The sequence below is a fragment of the Actinophytocola sp. genome, from assembly GCF_050699915.1.
Taxonomy (GTDB): Bacteria; Actinomycetota; Actinomycetes; order Mycobacteriales; family Pseudonocardiaceae; genus Actinophytocola.
In genome coordinates this window covers 1-17,664 of record NZ_JBOHGA010000130.1, presented here as the reverse complement: position 1 = coordinate 17,664, position 17,664 = coordinate 1, and the positions used below count along the sequence as shown (strand labels likewise).

Annotated in this window: 15 protein-coding genes, 2 tRNA genes and 1 other RNA gene; 10 read left to right on the top strand and 8 right to left on the bottom strand. The window is 71.3% G+C overall.

Features of this window, described 5'->3' with window-relative positions:
- A partial coding sequence (locus ACRDSK_RS21475; RefSeq protein ID WP_431443009.1) for an N-acetylmuramoyl-L-alanine amidase occupies nt 1–632 on the top strand: 632 nt, incomplete at its 5' end.
- On the opposite strand, the gene ACRDSK_RS21470 is transcribed toward ACRDSK_RS21475, so the two are convergent.
- A complete protein-coding gene (locus ACRDSK_RS21470) occupies nt 629–2,578 on the bottom strand; it encodes a DNA polymerase III subunit gamma and tau (protein WP_431443008.1) in 1,950 nt (649 codons plus the stop codon). The two genes, ACRDSK_RS21475 and ACRDSK_RS21470, sit on opposite strands and share 4 nt — an antisense overlap.
- Nucleotides 2,579–2,651: 73 nt before the next feature.
- Between ACRDSK_RS21470 and ffs the strand changes: the two genes are divergently transcribed.
- The 3 genes from ffs to ACRDSK_RS21455 all read left to right on the top strand — a co-directional run bounded on the left by ffs (nt 2,652) and on the right by ACRDSK_RS21455 (nt 6,044).
- Nucleotides 2,652–2,748: signal recognition particle sRNA small type (gene ffs / locus ACRDSK_RS21465), an RNA gene on the top strand.
- Nucleotides 2,749–2,860: 112 nt separating this feature from the next.
- Nucleotides 2,861–5,002 (top strand): terpene synthase family protein, encoded by a 2,142-nt coding sequence (locus ACRDSK_RS21460; RefSeq protein ID WP_431443007.1) that lies wholly within the window; start codon nt 2,861–2,863, stop codon nt 5,000–5,002.
- Nucleotides 5,003–5,060: 58 nt separating this feature from the next.
- The gene (locus ACRDSK_RS21455; RefSeq protein WP_431443006.1) at nt 5,061–6,044 is read left to right on the top strand and encodes an alpha/beta hydrolase; all 984 of its coding nucleotides are present in this window, start codon (nt 5,061–5,063) and stop codon (nt 6,042–6,044) included.
- 25 nt (nt 6,045–6,069) lie between these two features.
- On the opposite strand, the gene ACRDSK_RS21450 is transcribed toward ACRDSK_RS21455, so the two are convergent.
- A complete protein-coding gene (locus ACRDSK_RS21450) occupies nt 6,070–8,160 on the bottom strand; it encodes an MMPL family transporter (protein ID WP_431443005.1) in 2,091 nt (696 codons plus the stop codon).
- A gap of 128 nt (nt 8,161–8,288) precedes the next feature.
- Here ACRDSK_RS21450 and ACRDSK_RS21445 point away from each other — a divergent pair, with 128 nt between their 5' ends.
- Nucleotides 8,289–9,074, top strand: a complete 786-nt coding sequence (locus ACRDSK_RS21445; protein WP_431443004.1) for a methyltransferase domain-containing protein — start codon at nt 8,289–8,291, stop codon at nt 9,072–9,074.
- Here the strand turns inward: ACRDSK_RS21445 and ACRDSK_RS21440 are convergent.
- Nucleotides 9,071–9,289, bottom strand: coding sequence for a hypothetical protein (locus ACRDSK_RS21440; RefSeq protein WP_431443003.1), 219 nt, complete (start codon nt 9,287–9,289; stop codon nt 9,071–9,073). The two genes, ACRDSK_RS21445 and ACRDSK_RS21440, sit on opposite strands and share 4 nt — an antisense overlap.
- A 123-nt stretch (nt 9,290–9,412) precedes the next feature.
- On the opposite strand from ACRDSK_RS21440, the gene ACRDSK_RS21435 reads away from it, so the two are divergent.
- A tRNA-Ser gene (locus ACRDSK_RS21435) sits at nt 9,413–9,499 on the top strand.
- Between the two features lie 153 nt (nt 9,500–9,652).
- Entirely contained in the window at nt 9,653–11,095 is a 1,443-nt protein-coding gene (locus ACRDSK_RS21430) for a cation:proton antiporter (RefSeq protein WP_431443002.1), read from the top strand.
- Between the two features lie 28 nt (nt 11,096–11,123).
- Here ACRDSK_RS21430 and ACRDSK_RS21425 read toward each other — a convergent pair whose 3' ends face one another.
- Together ACRDSK_RS21425 and ACRDSK_RS21420 are read right to left on the bottom strand one after the other, a co-directional pair.
- Entirely contained in the window at nt 11,124–11,270 is a 147-nt protein-coding gene (locus tag ACRDSK_RS21425) for a hypothetical protein (protein WP_431443001.1), read from the bottom strand.
- A 48-nt stretch (nt 11,271–11,318) separates the two neighbouring features.
- The gene (locus ACRDSK_RS21420) at nt 11,319–13,097 is read right to left on the bottom strand and encodes an endonuclease/exonuclease/phosphatase family protein (protein WP_431443000.1); all 1,779 of its coding nucleotides are present in this window, start codon (nt 13,095–13,097) and stop codon (nt 11,319–11,321) included.
- Between the two features lie 229 nt (nt 13,098–13,326).
- Here ACRDSK_RS21420 and ACRDSK_RS21415 point away from each other — a divergent pair.
- Nucleotides 13,327–13,413, top strand: a tRNA-Ser gene (locus ACRDSK_RS21415).
- On the opposite strand, the gene ACRDSK_RS21410 is transcribed toward ACRDSK_RS21415, so the two are convergent.
- Genes ACRDSK_RS21410 through ACRDSK_RS21400 form a run of 3 tightly spaced genes read right to left on the bottom strand, consistent with a single transcriptional unit; the run spans nt 13,395 to nt 16,646 of the window.
- Nucleotides 13,395–14,372, bottom strand: coding sequence for a hypothetical protein (locus ACRDSK_RS21410; protein WP_431443011.1), 978 nt, complete (start codon nt 14,370–14,372; stop codon nt 13,395–13,397). The two genes, ACRDSK_RS21415 and ACRDSK_RS21410, sit on opposite strands and share 19 nt — an antisense overlap.
- Before the next feature lie 45 nt (nt 14,373–14,417).
- Nucleotides 14,418–15,392, bottom strand: coding sequence for a prephenate dehydrogenase (locus tag ACRDSK_RS21405; RefSeq protein WP_431442999.1), 975 nt, complete (start codon nt 15,390–15,392; stop codon nt 14,418–14,420).
- Nucleotides 15,393–15,413: 21 nt separating this feature from the next.
- Nucleotides 15,414–16,646, bottom strand: a complete 1,233-nt coding sequence (locus ACRDSK_RS21400; RefSeq protein WP_431442998.1) for a M20 metallopeptidase family protein — start codon at nt 16,644–16,646, stop codon at nt 15,414–15,416.
- A 119-nt stretch (nt 16,647–16,765) separates the two neighbouring features.
- On the opposite strand from ACRDSK_RS21400, the gene ACRDSK_RS21395 reads away from it, so the two are divergent.
- A complete protein-coding gene (locus ACRDSK_RS21395) occupies nt 16,766–17,254 on the top strand; it encodes a tRNA adenosine deaminase-associated protein (protein ID WP_431442997.1) in 489 nt (162 codons plus the stop codon).
- 37 nt (nt 17,255–17,291) lie between these two features.
- The gene (locus tag ACRDSK_RS21390; protein WP_431443010.1) at nt 17,292–17,663 is read left to right on the top strand and encodes a nucleoside deaminase; all 372 of its coding nucleotides are present in this window, start codon (nt 17,292–17,294) and stop codon (nt 17,661–17,663) included.
- The last annotated feature ends 1 nt before the right edge of the window (nt 17,664 follow it).

The following is a 17,664-nucleotide window of genomic DNA, read 5'->3' as shown; positions in this document are numbered from 1 at the left end:
TGCTCGACCCGGGCCACAACGGCGGCAACGCCGCCGACCCGGCCGCGATCAACCGGCCGGTGCCGGCCGGCCGGGGCCGGACCAAGCCGTGCAACACGACCGGGACCGCGACCGACGCCGGATTCCCCGAGCACGCGTTCACCTGGGCGGTCTCGCGGCAGGTCCGCGACATCCTCGTGGCGCGCGGGGTGAAGGTCGTGCTCACCCGCCAGAACGACACCGGCGTCGGCCCGTGCGTGAACGAACGGGCGGCGATCGGCAACGACGCGGCGGCGGACGCGGTCGTGTCGATCCACGCGGACGGCTCCACCGACCCGAACGCGCGCGGGTTCCACGTCGCCTACTCGGCGCCGCCGCTGAACGCCGCGCAGGGCGAGCCGGCCATGCGGCTGGCTCGCACCATGCGCGACGGGATGCGGTCGGCCGGCTTCCCGCTGTCGAGCTACATCGGAGCGGCGGGCCTGTCCCCGCGTGACGACTTGGGCGGGCTGAACCTGTCGACCCGCCCGGCGGTGCTCGTGGAGTGCGGCAACATGCGCAACCCGGCCGAGGCGGCGAAGTTCTCCAGCGCGGCCGGCCAGCGGTCCTACGCGGCGGCGATCGCCGCCGCGATCCTCGCCTACCTCGCCTAACGCTCCAGGGGTCGGGCGCCGAGCTTGTCGGTGAGCAGCTTGACCATGTCCGCCTCGGGGTTGGGCGGCGGCTCGGGCTCCGGGCCGTTGCCCGAGTAGTAGTCCTCCTCGTCCGGCGGCTCCGGCGGGGGCGGCTCGTCGGTCTGGACCGGGCGGACCGGCTCGCGCGGCGGCTCCGGCTCCTTCGGTTGCCGCGGCTGTTGCGGCGCCGGTCGGGTGGGCCGCTCGTAGGTCGGCGGCTCGGCCCTGGCCGGCTTCGGCGCGGCGGCCGCACCGGGCCCGCTGTTGTCGGCGTGCACGCAGCGCACGTGCCAGCTGCCGCCGAACACGTTCTCCAGCGCCTTGGCAATCGCCTCGACGTTGCGGGGCTCCCCGAGCCGGCGAGCCAGCGGCGCGGCCGTGTGCCCGATGGTCACGGTGTCGGCCTCGACCGACTGCACGCTCGCGTTGGTGAGCATGGCCTCGGTGCTGCGACTGACCTTGCGGACCTCGGTGAGCAGGTCCGACCAGAGCCGGCGCATGCCGGCCGCGTCGACGCCGCCCGGGGTGGCGGGCTGACGGGCGGCCTCGGCGGCCGGCGTGGTGACCGCGGGCGTCCGCTCGGCCGGCCGGTCCGGGGTCGGCGCGGGCCGGTCGCCGGCATCGGACGGCGCGGCGGCGGGCTCGGTCGCGGGTTTGGCGGCGGGCTTGGCCTGTTCGCTCTGCTCGGCGGGCTGTTGCGGCCGGCTCGGGCGCTCGTACGCCGGCGCCTGCGTGACCTCGGCGCCACCCGACACGGTGACCCGGCGCTCGATCCGCTCCAGTCTTTGAAGCACGGCCGAGTCGGCGGCGGCATCGGTCGGCACCGCGCCCGGCAGCAGCATCCGTGCGCACAGCAGCTCCAGCAGCAGCCGGGGCGCTGTCGCGCCACGCATGTCCACCAGGCCGGTGTGCACGATCTCCGCGTACCGGGTGAGCGTGGCGGGCCCGAGCTGCTGGGCCTGCGTGATCATCTTGTCCAGCTCGTCGCCCGGCGCGGGGACGAGTCCGCGCGCGCCGGCGTCGGGCACCGCGCGCAGCAGCACCAGGTCACGCAGCCGGTCGAGCAGGTCCGAGGCGAACCGGCGCGGGTCGTGGCCGGCCTCGACCAGCCGGTCGACCGTGCCGTAGACGGCGGTCGCGTCGTTCGCGGCGAGCCCGTCGACCATGTCGTCGATGAGCGCCACGTCGGTGACGCCGAGCAGCGCGACCGCGCGGTCGTAGGTGACACCTTCCGGCCCGGCGCCGGCGAGCAGCTGGTCCAGCAGCGACTGGGTGTCCCGCGCCGAGCCGCCGCCGGCGCGGATGACCAGGGGGAACACGGCCGGCGCGACGGTGGCGCCCTCCGCGGCGACGTTGCGGTCGAGCAGCTCGCGCATCGCGCTCGGCGGGATCAGCCGGAACGGGTAGTGGTGGGTGCGCGAGCGGATCGTCGGCAGCACCTTGTCCGGCTCGGTGGTGGCGAAGATGAAGACGAGGTGCTCCGGCGGCTCCTCGACGATCTTGAGCAGGGCGTTGAAGCCCTGCGTGGTGACCATGTGCGCCTCGTCGATGATGAACACCCGGTACCGCGACGAGGCCGGCGCGTAGAACGCGCGGTCGCGCAGCTCGCGGGCGTCGTCCACGCCGCCGTGGCTGGCCGCGTCGAGCTCGACCACGTCGACGTTGCCGGGGCCCTCCGGCGCGAGCGAGATGCACGAGTCGCACTCGCCGCACGGGTCCGGCGTCGGCCCCCGCTCGCAGTTCAGCGAGCGCGCGAGGATGCGCGCGCTGGAGGTCTTGCCGCAGCCGCGCGGGCCGGAGAACAGGTACGCGTGGTTGACCCGCTTGGCGGTCAGCGCGACCCGAAGCGGCTCGGTGACGTGTTCCTGGCCGACGACCTCGGCGAAGGTTGCCGGACGGTACTTGCGATAGAGGGCGAGCGCCACGGCAGCGACCCTACCCGTCGGCCCCGACGGTCCGGCCACCCACGGCGGCCGGCGATCGCGGTGGCTACAATTACCTTGGACCCCACGCGGCGTTCATCTCGTGAACCTCCCCAGGGCCGGAAGGCAGCAAGGATAAGCGGGCTCTGACGGGTGCGTGGGGTCCCTTTCGTCTCTCTCTCGGTGTCGCGGGCTGGGCTGGTCGGGCGATCCGCCGGACTCGAACGTGTGCAACCGGCCGGCAGCCCTTGGCCGCCCAGCGCCGCCCCTGGTTGCCTCGAAGCCATGCAGCAGCCGTTCGAGCTTCCCGAGTTCTACATGCCCTACCCGGCCAGGCTGAACCCGAACCTCGAGCGGGCACGCGAGCACAGCAAGGCGTGGGCATACGAGATGGACATGATCGACGTGCCGCAGCACGGCACGAAGATCTGGGACGAACACGACTTCGACTCCCACGACTACGCGCTCCTGTGCGCCTACACCCACCCGGACACCTCCGGCCAGGACCTCGACCTGGTGACCGACTGGTACGTCTGGGTCTTCTACTTCGACGACCACTTCCTGGAGCTGTTCAAGCGCACCGGCGACCTGCGCGGCGCGCGCCAGTACCTGGACCGGCTCGCCGCGTTCATGCCGGTGCACGGCGAGATCACGGCGACGCCGGAGAACCCCGTGGAGCGCGGCCTCGCGGACCTGTGGACACGGACCGTGCCGACACATTCGCCCGACTGGCGGGCGCGGTTCGTGGAGAGCACGAAGAACCTGCTCGACGAGTCGCTGTGGGAGCTCGCGAACATCAACGAAGGAAGGGTCGCCAACCCGATCGAGTACATCGAGATGCGGCGCAAGGTGGGCGGCGCGCCATGGTCGGCGAACCTGATCGAGCACGCGGTCGGGGTCGAGGTGCCCGCGTCGATCGCCGCGTCCCGGCCGATGCGGGTCCTGCGGGACACGTTCGCGGACGGCGTGCACCTGCGCAACGACCTGTTCTCCTACGAGCGCGAGGTGCTCGACGAGGGCGAGCTGTCCAACGGCGTGCTGGTGTTCGAGCGGTTCCTCGAGCTGACGACGCAGCAGGCCGCGGAGGCGGTGAACGACCTGCTCACCTCGCGGCTGCACCAGTTCGAGCACACGGCGCTCACCGAGGTGCCGCCGCTGCTGGCCGAGCACGGCGTGCACGCGGCCGGCGTCGCGGCGTACGTGAAGGGGCTGCAGGACTGGCAGTCCGGTGGCCACGAGTGGCACCTGCGGTCCAGCCGGTACATGAACAAACGGGCATCGGTCCTCGGTGGACTGTCCTCGCTCTCCTCAGTGCTCACGACGATGCCGCAGCGGGCTCGCGCGTTCAGCCACAAGCCGTACGAGCACGTCGGAGTGCGACCGCGGCCGGAGCTCTACATGCCTTACACGTTGCGGATGAGCGAACATCTCGACGCGTCGCGGGAGAACGTCGTGGGTTGGGCGCGCTCGGTCGGCCTCCTGGCCGAGGGCGTGTGGACCGAGCGCGACCTGCGCGACATCGACCTGCCGCTGTGCGCGGCCGGCATCCACCCGGACGCGTCCGGCGACGAGCTGGACACCTCCGCTATGTGGCTTACCTGGGGCACCTACGGCGACGACTACTACCCGGTCCGCTTCGGCCGCGACCTCGCCGGGGCGCGGGCGAGCAACGACCGGCTCAAGCAGCTGCTGGGTCCTGTGCCCATGGTTCCCGCGAACGCGCTGGAACGCGGCCTGCTCGACGCGTGGCAGCGCACGGTCGCGCCGATGGCCGACGAAGCGCGGAGGACGTTCCGCGCGGCCATCGAGCGCATGCTCGACGCGTGGCTGTGGGAGCTGGACAACCACTCGGCGAACCGGATCCCGGACCCGGTCGACTACATCGAGATGCGCCGCCAGACGTTCGGCTCGGACCTGACGTTGTCGCTGGCGCGGCTCGCGCACGACACGTTGCCGGCTTCGGTCTACCAGGCACGACCGATCCAGTCGCTAGAGAACGCGGCGATGGACTACGCGGCGCTGCTCAACGACGTGTTCTCCTACCGCAAGGAGATCGAGTTCGAGGGCGAGCTGCACAACGCCGTGCTGGTCGTGCGTAGCTTCCTCGGCGTGGACACCGACCGCGCGTTCGAGATCGTCGTGGACCTGATGACGTCGAGGATGAAGCAGTTCGAGCACGTGCTGGCCGAGGAGCTGCCCCCGCTGGTCGCCTCGCTCGACGCGCCAGAGCGGGCGGCGCTGGAGGCGTATGTCGACGGGTTCAAGGACTGGATGGCGGGGATCCTCAACTGGCACGAGGGCTGTCACCGGTACGAGGACGCGGCGCTGCGCTATCCGACGCCTCGCTTCGACCGTATCGGCGGGCCGCGCGGGCTCGGAACCTCGGCCGCACAAATCTCGCGCGCTTTTGTCGGTGCCCCGTCCTAACGTGACGGCCATGTTGCCTTGGTCTTCCGAACTGGCGGGTCGTATCGAAGACGGAGTCGTGCACAGCGAGCTGCTGCGCGGCAACCCTCTCGGCGATCCGCACGAGCGCCCGATCCACGTGTACCTGCCGCCCGGCTACAACTCGGACACCGGGCGGCGCTACCCCGTCGTCTACACGATCCAGGGTTACACCGGACATGTCGGGATGTGGTTCAACCGCATGCCGTTCCGCCGTCCGTTCCCGGAGTTGGCGGACGAGCTGTTCGCCACGACGGCGACGCCGCCGGCGATCGTGGTGTACGTCGACGCGTGGACGGCGTTCGGGGGCAGCCAGTTCCTCGACTCCCCCGGCACCGGCCGGTACCACTCGTACCTCTGCGAGGAGGTCGTCCCCTGGGTCGACGCCCGGTACCGCACGCTCGCCGACCGTGATCACCGGGCCGTCGCCGGCAAGTCGAGTGGCGGGTACGGCGCGATGGTGACGCCGATGCTGCGGCCCGACTTGTTCGGCGCCTTGGCCACGCATGCCGGGGACGCGCTGTTCGAGGTCTGCTACCAGGCCGACTTCCGCGACGTGGCTCGCACCCTGCGAGACGAGTACGCCGGTTCGTACGAGGCTTTCCTCGCTGACTGGCGCGGCCGCCTGCACGGCACGAAGGACAGCGACCTGGACCTCATCGAGACGTACGGCTACGCGGCCGCGTACTCGGCGAACCCGGACGGCTCGGTGAGCCTGCCGTTCGACGAGTTGGGCGCGCCGGTGCCCGAGGTCTGGTCTCGGTGGCTGGCCTGGGACCCGGTCCGAATGGCCGCCGAGCCGCGCTACGCCGAGGCCCTCCGAAGCCAACGAGCGATCTGGATAGACGCCGGCACCCGGGACGAGTACCACCTGGACTTCGGCGCGGAGGCCTTCCGCCGAGCGGTTTCCGCCGCCGGCGTCCCGGACACAACCGTCCACTTCGAACTGTTCCCGGCCAAGCACGGCGGCATCGAATACCGCTACCCGTTGTCCCTGGCCTGGCTCTGCGAACGCATGGCGTAGTCTACAGCGAACACCACGCCGATCATCAACCCTGATCGGACACATCGGCGCGCTCCGCCGAAGCCTGGGCGTCATCGCGGCGGCCGCCGTCGCGCTTGGCGTGGCTCAGCTTGGCCGGCCACCAGATCTTCGGGCCGATGTCGATCGTCAGGGCCGGCACCAGGAGGGAGCGCACCACGATGGTGTCCAGCAGTACGCCGAACGCCACGATGAACGCGATCTGGGCGAGGAAGAGCACGGGGATCACCGCGAGCGCGGCGAAGGTCGCGGCCAGCACCACGCCGGCGGACGTGATCACGCCGCCGGTCACGGCCAGCCCGTGCAGCGTGCCGGTTCTGGTGTCGGTCAGCAGCGTCTCTTCGCGGACCCGCGTCATCAGGAAGATGTTGTAGTCGATCCCCAACGCCACAAGGAAGATGAAACCGAACAGCGGGATCGCCGGGTCCGAGCCCGGGAAGTCGAAGAGGTGGTTGAACACCAGCGCCGACACACCCATCGTCGCCGCGAAGGACAGGACCACCGTCGCGATCAGCAGCAGCGGTGCCACCAACGCGCGCAGCAGCACCGCCAGCACGAGGAAGATCACCACGAGGACGATCGGGATGATCAGCGTGCGGTCGTGCTCGGAGGCCACCTCCGTGTCGAGCTGGATGGCGCTCTGGCCGCCCACCTTGGCGTCCGCGCCGGGTAAGGGGTGCACCGCGGCCCGGATTCGTTCCACAGTGGACAGCGCGGCGTCGGAGTCGCTGGGGTCGTCCAGCACGGCCTGGATCATGACCTTGCCGTCCCGGGTGCCGACCGGCGCCGCCTCGGAGACGCCCGGCACACCGACCGCGTCGAGCACGGCCCGGGTCTCCGCCTCCTCGGCGATCACCACGGTCGGCGAGCCGGAGCCGCCCGGGAAGTGCCGGGAGAGCACCTCCTGACCGGTCGTGGAGTCCACTTCGGACAGGAACAGGTCCGACTGCGCGGTGCCGCTGGCCTTGAGCTGCGGCAGGAAAGCGGCGCCGACGACCAGCACGAGCGTGGTGACGATCCAGATCACCCGCGGCCGGGCACCGACGAGCCGCGCTATCCGGCCCCACAGCCCCGCGTGCTCCGGCTTCGCCGAGCCGAGCGTCGGGCGGAATGGCCAGAACGCGGCCCGCCCGAGCAGCGCGAGCGCGGCCGGTAGGAACGTCATCGCCGACAGCAGCGCGCCCGCGATGCCGATCGCGGCGACCGGGCCGAGGCCCTGGTTGGAGTTGAGATCGGAGAACAGGAGGCAGAGCAGGCCGAGGATGACCGTCCCGGCGGACGCGGTGATCGGCGCGATCGTGGCCCGCCAGGCCGCGATGATCGCGGTGTAGCGGTCCTGCGTGTCGCGCAGGATCTCGCGGAACCGCGACACCAGCAGCAGCGCGTAGTCGGTCGCCGCGCCGAACACCAGGATGAACAGGATGCCCTGGCTCTGGCCGTTCAGCGTCAGCGTGCCGCTGTCGGCGAGTTGGTAGACGACCCAGCTCGCCACGCCGAGCGCGAACACGGCCGACAGCAGCACGATGAGCGGCAGCACCGGGCTGCGGTAGACGACGATCAGGATGACCACGACCACCGCGCCGGCGACGAGCAGCAGGAGCCCGTCGAGCCCGCCGAACGCCTCGACGAGGTCGGAGATCTGGCCGGCCGGCCCGGTGACGAGCACGGTCAGCCCCTCGGGAGTGCCCTCGGCGAGCGCCTCGCGGACCTCGGCGACGACCTCGCCCGGGTTGCCGTCCCCGGTGATCGGCACGACCAGCTGCAGCGCCTCGCCGTCCTTCGACGGCACGGCCCGCGGCGGTGGCCCGGTCACGCCCTCGATTCGGGCGAGCTCGGCGGCCTGGCCGGCGAGGTAGCGGGTGTCGGCCTCGGTGATGCCGCCCGCCCGCTCGGCGACGACGACGACCGGGATGACCTCCTGCTCGTCGAACCGCTCCTGGAGTCGCGCGACCTCGGTGGCCTCGGCGGACTCGGGCAGGAAGGCGGCGTTGTCGTTCTCCGCGACCTCCGCCAGCTTGCCGGCGAAGGGCCCGCCGAGCGCGCCGAGCCCGAGCCAGACGAGCACCAGCAGGGTCGGCAGCCACCACATCCGGCGCATCGAGGCCCCCTCGATTCGATGACGTTTCGCCAGATCATCGCCGCGCGCACGAGAGGACGCACAACGGGCCCGCGAGACCTCGCTCACGGCCCACCACACGCGCCGGTTCGAGCGGCCATGCTGAGTTCGTGAACCGCTACCTGCTGGACAACGACCGTCCGGAGGCCGGCGCCCGGTTCGAGGCGCTGGCCGAGCTGTTCGACCCGTGGACGTTTCGCCATCTCGACGGGCTCGGCCTCGGCGAGGGTTGGCGCTGCTGGGAGGTCGGCGCCGGCGGGTCGTCGGTGCCGCGCGGCCTGGCCGACCGGGTGGGCGCGAGCGGCCGGGTGCTCGCGACGGACATCGACGTGTCCTGGACGACGCCGGCGGCCGGCGGTGTGCTGGAGGTGCGCCGGCACGACGTGACCCGCGACCCGCCGCCGGCAGAGACGTTCGACCTCGTTCACGCCCGGCTGGTACTGGTGCACCTGGCAGACCGCGAGGCCGCGCTGCGGTCGATGATCGGCGCGCTGCGCCCCGGCGGCTGGCTCGTGCTCGAGGACGCCGACCCGGCGCTGCAGCCGTTGAGCTGCCCGGACGAGCACGGCCCGGCCGAACAGCTGGCGAACCGGCTGCGCCGCGCCTTCCGCACGCTGCTCACCGGTCGCGGCGCGGACCTGTCGTACGGCCGCAAGCTGCCCCGCCTCCTGCGTGAGGCGGGGCTGGCCGCCGTCCGCGCGGAGGCCTACTTCCCGATCACGTCGCCGGCGTGCGAGATCCTGGAGGCGGCGACGATGCGCCACGTCCGCGAAGAACTGCTGACCGCCGGCCTGGCAACGGCCGAGGAGATCGAGACCCACCTGGCGAACCTCGACGGCGGTGGGCTCGATCTCACCCTCGCGCCGATGATCACGGCGTGGGGCCGGAAGGACTAACGGAGGTCAGACCTCCGGTCCCGGTCCGTGTACTCGGGTTCGGGCACGTCGACCAGGTCCTTCTCCGGGTTCACCAGGCTGCCGTCGGTGCCCACGCCGTCGCCGTGCTCGGTGCTGCGGTCGGCGCCGTGGTCGACGGGCTCTTCCTTCGGGCTGTGCAGGCTCCCGTCGGTACCAACGCCGGTACCGGTGCCGAGATCCTTGTCGTGAGGCATGTTCCCCACCCTCTTCCCACTCTGGTCGTACGCCACAGACCTACCCCGTCCACCGCCGCCCAACCCTCCGAGCCCGCCCAGGGGTTTTGAGTGGTCGCAACCCACTCCGGTAGGCTCCCCGGCGGAGGATTCGCATAGTGGCCTAGTGCGCACGATTGGAAATCGTGTTGGGTGTGATAGCCCTCGCGGGTTCAAATCCCGCATCCTCCGCGCTCCTGAGCGGGGAAACGCCGAGTGTCATGATCATGGACGCTCGGCGCTCTCCATGCCGGCTCGGCGCACCTTCGGAGACGTCCGGAATGCCTGCCACGTGGGAAAATTGTTACTGCTCGTAACCCGCGGTGACAGGGAGCTGGTGTGTCGATGCCACAGCAGGAAGGGCCAGGCGCTCGACGCACGGGACTCGCGCGGGTGTCCTGGGTGTACCTCGGCTTGGTGGTGGTACCGGCACTGCTCGCAGTCGCCCTGCTCGTCGGAGGCGACGACGACGGGGGAACCGTCACCGCCACGACGTCGGTCGCCGGGCATCCACTGGCGCAGCTGTTGCTGGCCATCGCCGCCGTCGTCGCGCTGTGCAAGGCTTTCGGCTGGCTGGCGCACCTGATCGGGCAGCCGCCGGTGATCGGCGAGATCGCGGCGGGCATCGTGCTCGGCCCCTCGGTGCTCGGCGCGCTCTGGCCGGCCGGCGCCGCCGCGCTGGTCCCGGACTCGGTCGTGCCGCAGCTCAACGCGCTGGCACAGATCGGTGTCGTCCTCTTCGTGTTCCTCACCGGACTCGAGCTGAACCTCGCGCTGCTGCGCGGGCGCGGCCGGCTGGCCACGGTCGTGAGCCACGTCAGCATCGCGGTGCCCTTCCTGCTGGGCGTCGTGCTCGCGGTCGTGGCGTTCACCACGTTCGCCCCGCAGGGCGTGGGCTTCCTGGCCTTCGCGCTGTTCTTCGGCGTCTCGATGAGCGTGACCGCGCTGCCGGTGCTGGTGCGGATCCTCAAGGACGTGGGGCTGTTCCGCAGCGAGGTCGGGGCGGTGGCGCTGACCTGTGCGGTGGTCGACGACGTCACCGCGTGGAGCCTGTTGGCACTGGTCGTCGCGCTCGCCACGGCCTCGTCGCTGTCCGGGGTGCTGGTGACGCTCGGGCTGACGGCGGCCTTCATCGCGCTGCTCCTGCTGGTGGTGAAGCCGGTGCTGGCCCGGGTGATCAGCAGGACCGCGCCGGGGCGGCTGCGGCACACCGCGCCGCTGGCACTGGTCGCCGTGCTGTTGTGCGCCATGACCACCGAGTGGATCGGCGTGCACGCGATGTTCGGCGCGTTCCTGTTCGGCGTCGTGTTCCCGCGGGACAACCCGGTGGCGACCTGGCTGCACGAGAAGGCGGGCGGGCTGACCTCGGCGCTGCTGCTGCCGCTGTTCTTCGCCTACAGCGGGCTGCGCACCGACATCGGCCTGCTCGCCGGCGACGCGGAGCTGTGGCTGTGGTGCGGCGCGATCCTGCTGGTCGCCGTGGCGGGCAAGCTGGGCGGTGCGGCGCTCGCGGCGCGGACCGTCGGGGAGAGCTGGAACCGCTCGCTGCAGCTGGGCGCGCTGATGAACTGTCGGGGGTTGACCGAGCTGGTGGTGCTGAACATCGGGCTCGACCTCGGCGTGCTGTCCCCGACCCTGTTCACGACCCTGGTCCTCGTGGCGCTGGTGTCCACCGTGATGACCGCGCCGCTCGCGATCTCGCTGGGCCGCCGCGACGGTCAACGCGTCGGCATGGACCTGTCCGACGACTCGTTCGTGCCCGACGAACAGCGAACGCCGGCCGCCTGAGTGGCGACCGGCGTTCGTGCGTTCGGTGCTACTCCTCGTCCGGCTTCGCGTGGTCCGCGACGCCCGGGTTCGGGTCCCGGTCGAGGTCGATCAACGGATGAGTGTCCGCCCCCTCCGGCGCCGAGTGACGGCCCTCGGACCGCCCTTCCCGCTCTTCCTCCTGGTCAGCCTGCATGACGTCCTCCTCGTCTCCCACGTCAGCTGATCCTGCAGGCAGTATCGCTCACCCCAGAAGGGTGAGCCGAACCACCTGCGGATCGTGGTCGCTGGCCTGGTCGGCGAACTCGGCGTTCACGTGCACCACGTCGTAGTCCGGCAGCATCGCGCCCGACATCAGTACGTGGTCGAGCGCCTGCGAGTTGCCTTCGAACACGTAGCTGTACCGCTCGTCGCGCGGGAGCAGGTTCATCAGGTCGATCAGCCGGTGGTCGCTGGTCAGCTCGCGCACCGCGGGCGAGAACTGGAAGTCGTTGATGTCGCCCAGCACCACGATGTTGGCCAGCCGGTCGACCCGCTGGATCTGCTTGACGAACTCGTTGACCTCGTTCGCCTGCGCCACCCGCTGCGTCTCGCTGCTGCGGGTCGGCGGCTGGAAGCGGCCGTACATCGGCTGGTCGCCGCCCTTGGAGTTGAAGTGGTTGGCCACCACGAACACCGTCTTGCCACGGAACGTGAACTCGCCTGCCAGCGGCTTGCGGCTCGCGGTCCACGCCTCGCTCGCCGGGTTGATCCGGCCCGGCGACACCGACAGCGCCGGCTTGTGCCGACCGGTCACCGCGACGGGCGTGGTCGCGTCGCCGCCCGGGCGGTCCACGAAGGACACGCGGTCCGGGTTGAACAGGAACGCCACCCGGATGTTGCCGCCCGGCGCGCCGCCGTCCTGGTCGTCGACCGGGTCGATCGCGCGCCACTCGTAGCGCGGGCCGCCGGCCGCGACGATCGCGTCGATGAAGCGCTGCAACGTCACGTCCGAGGCGACCACCGCGTCGTTCGTCGTGCCGTTGTTGTCCTGGATCTCCTCGAGGGAGACGATGTCCGGGCTCGCGAGCGCCGTCGTCACACCTTGCGCGAGCAGGTCGAACTTCGCCTGGTCGTCGTTCGGCGACAGGTTCTCGACGTTGTACGTGGCGACCGCGAGCTCGCGCGCCTTCTGCGGGCGGGTCTGCTCGGGCTGCAGGCCGCCGGAGACGTGCTCACCCAGCGCCGTGGCCTGGATGTTGTAGCCGCCGAACTGGTCGTAGTCGACCGGGCCGGAGGTCTCGCCGGCGAGCGTGTCGTTGACGTTGGCCTGCGGGAACGGCCGCTGCGAGAACGGGATCAGCGACTCGATCTTCAGGCGGCCGGTGTTCGAGTCGCGGTAGCCGGTATAGATCGTGCCGCCGTTCTCGGACGGGTTCTGCCGCGGCTTGGTGGTGATGAACAGCTCGTTGAAATCGCTGGTCGGGCTCACGGCGCGGGCGTCGTCCACGCGGACCCGCATGCCCTCGCGCGACTCCCAGTAGTCGATGGCGAAGCGGGTCGGGCGCAGCGGGAGGCCCTCGACGTTCTCGCCGCCGGCGTCGGGCGCCATGGCCTCCGGGACCGTGCGCGGGCCGACGTTTTCGGCCGCCGGCAGCGCGTTGCCGCTGGACTGGACGGTCCAGGTTGCGCGGGTCAGCTCGGTCGTCGACTGCTGCAGGGACTCGTCCGGCGGCGCGTCGATGTAGAACTCGTCGACCGTTCCCGACACGAGCACGGAGTCACCGACAGCGACGTTCGGCGTGCTCGATCCGGTGAACACGAGGATGCCCTCGCTGGTCGCCGGGTTGGCGTCCGGTTCCGGGTCCTGGATCCAGAACCCACGCGCAGACCCGAACGCGCGGATGGCCGTGACCACGCCCGGTACGTCCGTGACCTGCTGTCCGTCGAGTTCAGAGAGCCGCGTCGTGCCCTGAACGTCGTGGATCCGGGTGTCGCCCGCGGCGCTGGCCGGTACCACCACACCGACCGCTAACACCGCCATGCCGAGCAGCACCACGCCTTGCCGTTGCCTCTTCCGCACCGTGCTGGCCTTCCGTTTCGCCCACTACCCCCTTGTGGGGGACACCGCATAGTGCCCCGAAAGGGTGAACGAAAGAAGACCTAGGGACAACACCCTGTACAGATGCACACCTCAACGGCGAACTCTGCGCAAACGCACACGCCGCGGCCGCCCTCCGACCCCGAGAGACCAGTCCGGTATCGTGCTCCGCGGTAGCGTGTCCGAGCGGCCGAAGGAGCGCGCCTCGAAAGCGCGTGAGGGTTCACGCCCTCCGTGGGTTCAAATCCCACCGCTACCGCTCTGAGCAGGCAGGATGCCGGGTGCGCCGATCTTGGTGTGCTCGGCATTCCTCGTCTGGGGGCCGGTGTGCAGCGCTAGCGCGATGCCGGTGGCGACGGCCGCGATGATCACTCCGAGCGTCGTCAGGGTGAGGGTGTCCGGGGCCACGAGTGACTGGCCGCGTAGGGCCTGCCACGTTACAAGGAGCTCCCAGGCGACGTACCCCGCGCCCACGACGCCCACCAGCCGGGTGCGGACGGCCTGGCCCAGGCTGGTGAACCGGCGCAGCGCAAGTGCGAACAGCGGCATGGCCTGTAGCGCGTGGAGACCGAAGAAGTGCGGCACGCGCAGGTCACCGCCGGCCAGGTTCCAGTGGGTGATCGGCATGGCCGCAGCGCCATCGGGTGTGCCGACCGAGTGTGCGCCGATCATCGATGGTCGGGTGCCGGCCTTCAGGGCGGCCAGCTGGTCGGGCGTGGGGATGGTCATCAGGAACGCGACCGTCATGCCGACCACCGCTAGGCCGATGCCGATGCGGATCGCCCACAGGACCGACGGTTCGGCGAACCGTTGGCGCAGCACCAGAACGGCGACCACGAGGCTGACGACCCAGAGCACGACGATCGACGCCCCCATGAGCCGGTACAGGGTGGCGTCGAACGACGTCATGTTGTTGAAGTGGCTGACCCTGCCGCGGAACGCCTGGCCGATGATGATCACCATCTCGACCGTCAGCACGACCGCCGACACGGTGCCGAGACGCGAGGCGCGTCGGCGCGAACGCAGTAGCGAGATCAGCCAGGCCAGGGTGAACGCGTAGATCCCTACCGACACCGAGAACTTGAACGGCTTGAGCCAGACGGGCTCGCCGTTCAGCATCCGGTCGTCCAGGAGCAGCCCGCCGGTCGAGAGGACCAGTGAGCCGATCATGAGCGCGGCCACCAGCAGCAACGGCCGGTGCCACTTGCGGATGTCCATCACGACTGGAGGATCGCAAGGGGGAAACCGGGAAAGTGCTAGAAGTCAGCCGGGTAGGTCGCCTACCGCCACGTCGTCCTCGAAACGCAGGACTCGGCCGCCGCCCGCGCCCAGGGAGCGGAGGTCGTCGAACGCCTCCACATCGGTCAGGTCGATGCGGACTTCCTCACGATCCTCGGTGGAGCGCAGCGCCAGCAGCTCCGCGCGCGCGGCGTTGCCTGCCCGGACGGTCGCGGCCAGGCCGCCCGTCGACGCCAGCGCACCGCGGGCCGCGCCCAGGCGACCGAGCGCGTCGTCCACCGCGTCCAGCAGGGGGCCGCGGTTTCCCTCGCACATCGCCAGCACCAGCTCCGCCCGGGTGCCGGCGACGCGCGTGCCGTCGGTGAACGAGCCCGCGGCCAGGGACAACGCCAGCGGCCCACCACCCGCACCGGTCGCCGCCAGGATCGCGGCCAGTATGTGCGGCAGGTGCGACACCCGCGCCACCGCGGCGTCGTGCTCGCTCGCCGTCGTCGGCACCACGTGCGCGCCGCAGTCCAGGGCGAGCGCCGCCGCCTCTCGCCACGCCGCCGGGTCGGTCTCCTCGTCGGCGACCGTCACCCACGGCGCGTCGTCGAACAACGCCGCCGATCCCGACGCCCAGCCGGACACCGCGCGCCCCGCCATCGGGTGGCAGCCGGCGTACCGGGTGGTCGGCGCCACCCGCGCCACCAGGTCGGCCACCGGTTGCTTCACGCTCACCACGTCGGTCAGCCAGCACTCCGGCGCCACCGCCGCGACAGTGCGCAGCACGCCCTCCACGGCCGGCAGCGGCACGGCCACCACGACCAGGGCGTCCTCCGAAGCCGCGCGCCCCAACGCAGCCTCCAGAGTGGACACCACCTCGAAGTCGTCCGCCCGTGCCGCCGACTCGTCCGAAGTGGACGAGGTGACACCCCACGCGGGCCGGCCGGCCCGTACGGCCGCGCGCAGCACGGAACCGCCGATCAGGCCAAGACCAACCACACACACCGCTCGCATGTGATCATCCTTCCCGATCGGTCAACGCAGGGCGTCGAGGGCGAACGCGGCGTACATCGCCACCCCATGGGCGAACGCCGACTCGTCGAAGTGCACCCGGTTCGAGTGGTTCGGCGGCGCCTCGTCCGGCTCGACCCCCGGCGGGCACGCGCCGAGGAACGCCAGCGTGCCGGGCACCTTCTGCAGCACGTACGAGAAGTCCTCCGCGGCCATCAGCGGGTCGGCCATCGGCGGGCCGAACCGCGAGCCGAGCACCGACGAAGCCAGCTCGAGCACCCGCGCCGCCACGTCGTCGTCGTTGCGGGTGGGCGGGTAGCCCGTCTTGACGTCGAACGACACCGTGCAGCCGTGCGCCGCGGCCATGTGCTCGCACACCTTCGGGATCTCCGCGAGCACCTGCTTGCGCACGGCGTCGGACATCGTCCGCACAGTGCCCTCGAGCTCGGCGGTCTCCGGGATCACGTTGGAGGTCGTGCCCGCGGTGATCCGTCCGACCGTCAGCACCGCCGGGTCGAACACGCTGAACCGCCTGGTCACCATCGTCTGCAGCGCGCCGACCATCGCCGCGGCCGCGGGCACCGGGTCCACCGCGTGGAACGGCATCGCGCCGTGCCCGCCGCGGCCGGTGACCGTGACCGTCCACGCGTCGGCGCTCGCCATGATCGGACCGGGCCGGCAGGTGATCACGCCGGACGTCGCGGTCGCCGTGATGTGCAGCGCGAGCGCGCGCTCCACCGCCCGCCCGCCCGCGTCGAGCACGCCCTCCTCGAGCATGAACCGCGCGCCGTGGTGGCCCTCCTCACCGGGCTGGAACATGAAGATCACCCGCCCGGACAGCGCCTCCCGCCGGGAGTGCAGCAGCCGCGCCGCGGAGACCAGCATCGCGGTGTGCGTGTCGTGCCCGCACGCGTGCATCACGCCCGGCTCCTCGGACGCGAACGCCAGCCCGCTGTCCTCGGGCATCGACAGCGCGTCCATGTCCCCGCGCAGCAACACGCTCGGTCCCGGCTGCGCCCCGCCCAGCACCGCCACGACCGAGTCGCAGGACTCCCCCTTGGTGATCTGCAGGTCCAACCCCTCGAGCGCGTGCAGCACCGCGGCCTGCGACCTCGGCAGCCGAAGCCCGAGCTCCGGGTGTTTGTGGAGCTGGCGGCGCAGCGCGACGGTGCGCGGCTGCAGCGCGCGGGCCGCCTCCAGGAGCCCGGCGAGCCTCGGGTCGTCGGTCAGGGTCGGGGCACCAGCGGCGGGAGTCATGAGTTGATGATGTCACCCGGGGACCCTCGGTGAGGGTGGTTCACAGCGCGTAGTGACGGACGGCGACACCCGGTGACCCGCTTCTTCCTGCGGGCGGGCAACAGGAATACCGTGTCACCATGCCCGAGGAGGAGGCCGTGCCAGGCTTCGCGATCGCCTGTGTTCGCGAGGATGGCAAGTGGCGGTGCACCGCGTTGAACTCCTCGATTTTGAGCGAGCTGGACGCGGCGATCACGGAGCTGCGCAAGGTGCGGTCGACCGGTGCGGTAATCGGACTGCTCGGCGTCGACGACCAGTTCTTCCTGCTCCTGCGGCCCTCGCCGCGGGGCATCTCGCTGCTGCTGTCCGACGCGGCGGCCGCGCTGGACTACGACATCGCCGCCGACGCGCTCGACCTGCTGCGCGTGGAGCCGCCCTCGGAGGACGACGAAGAGGTGTGGCCGGAGGGCGCGCTCGACATCCTGGCCGACATCGGCCTGCCGGCCGCCGAGCTGCAGGTGATCGTCGGCGAGGTCGACCTGTTCCCGGACGAGCAGCTGCAGATGGTGGCGCAGCGGTGCGGGTTCGCGGACGAGTTCAACATGCTGCTCGACAGCATCCCCCAGTGACCTTTCGCCAGTGAACGCGACAGCCGACGAGAACCTGATGCGCACGGCGATCGCGGCCGCGCGGCGCGCGAACCACAGCGAGGACGTCCCGATCGGCGCGGTCGTCCTGGGTCCGGACGGCACCGAGCTGGCGAGCGCGTGCAACGCCCGCGAGGCGCTTGGCGACCCGACCGCGCACGCCGAGCTGCTGGCCATCCGCGCGGCCGCGGCGCGGCTCGGCGACGGGTGGCGGCTCACCGGCTGCACGCTCGCCGTGACTGTCGAGCCGTGCACGATGTGCGCGGGCGCGCTCGTGCTGGCCCGGGTCGCGCGGGTGGTGTTCGGCGCGTGGGAGCCGCGGACGGGCGCGGTCGGCTCGCTGTGGGACGTCGTGCGCGACCGCCGGCTGACCCACGGCCGGAGGTGGTGAC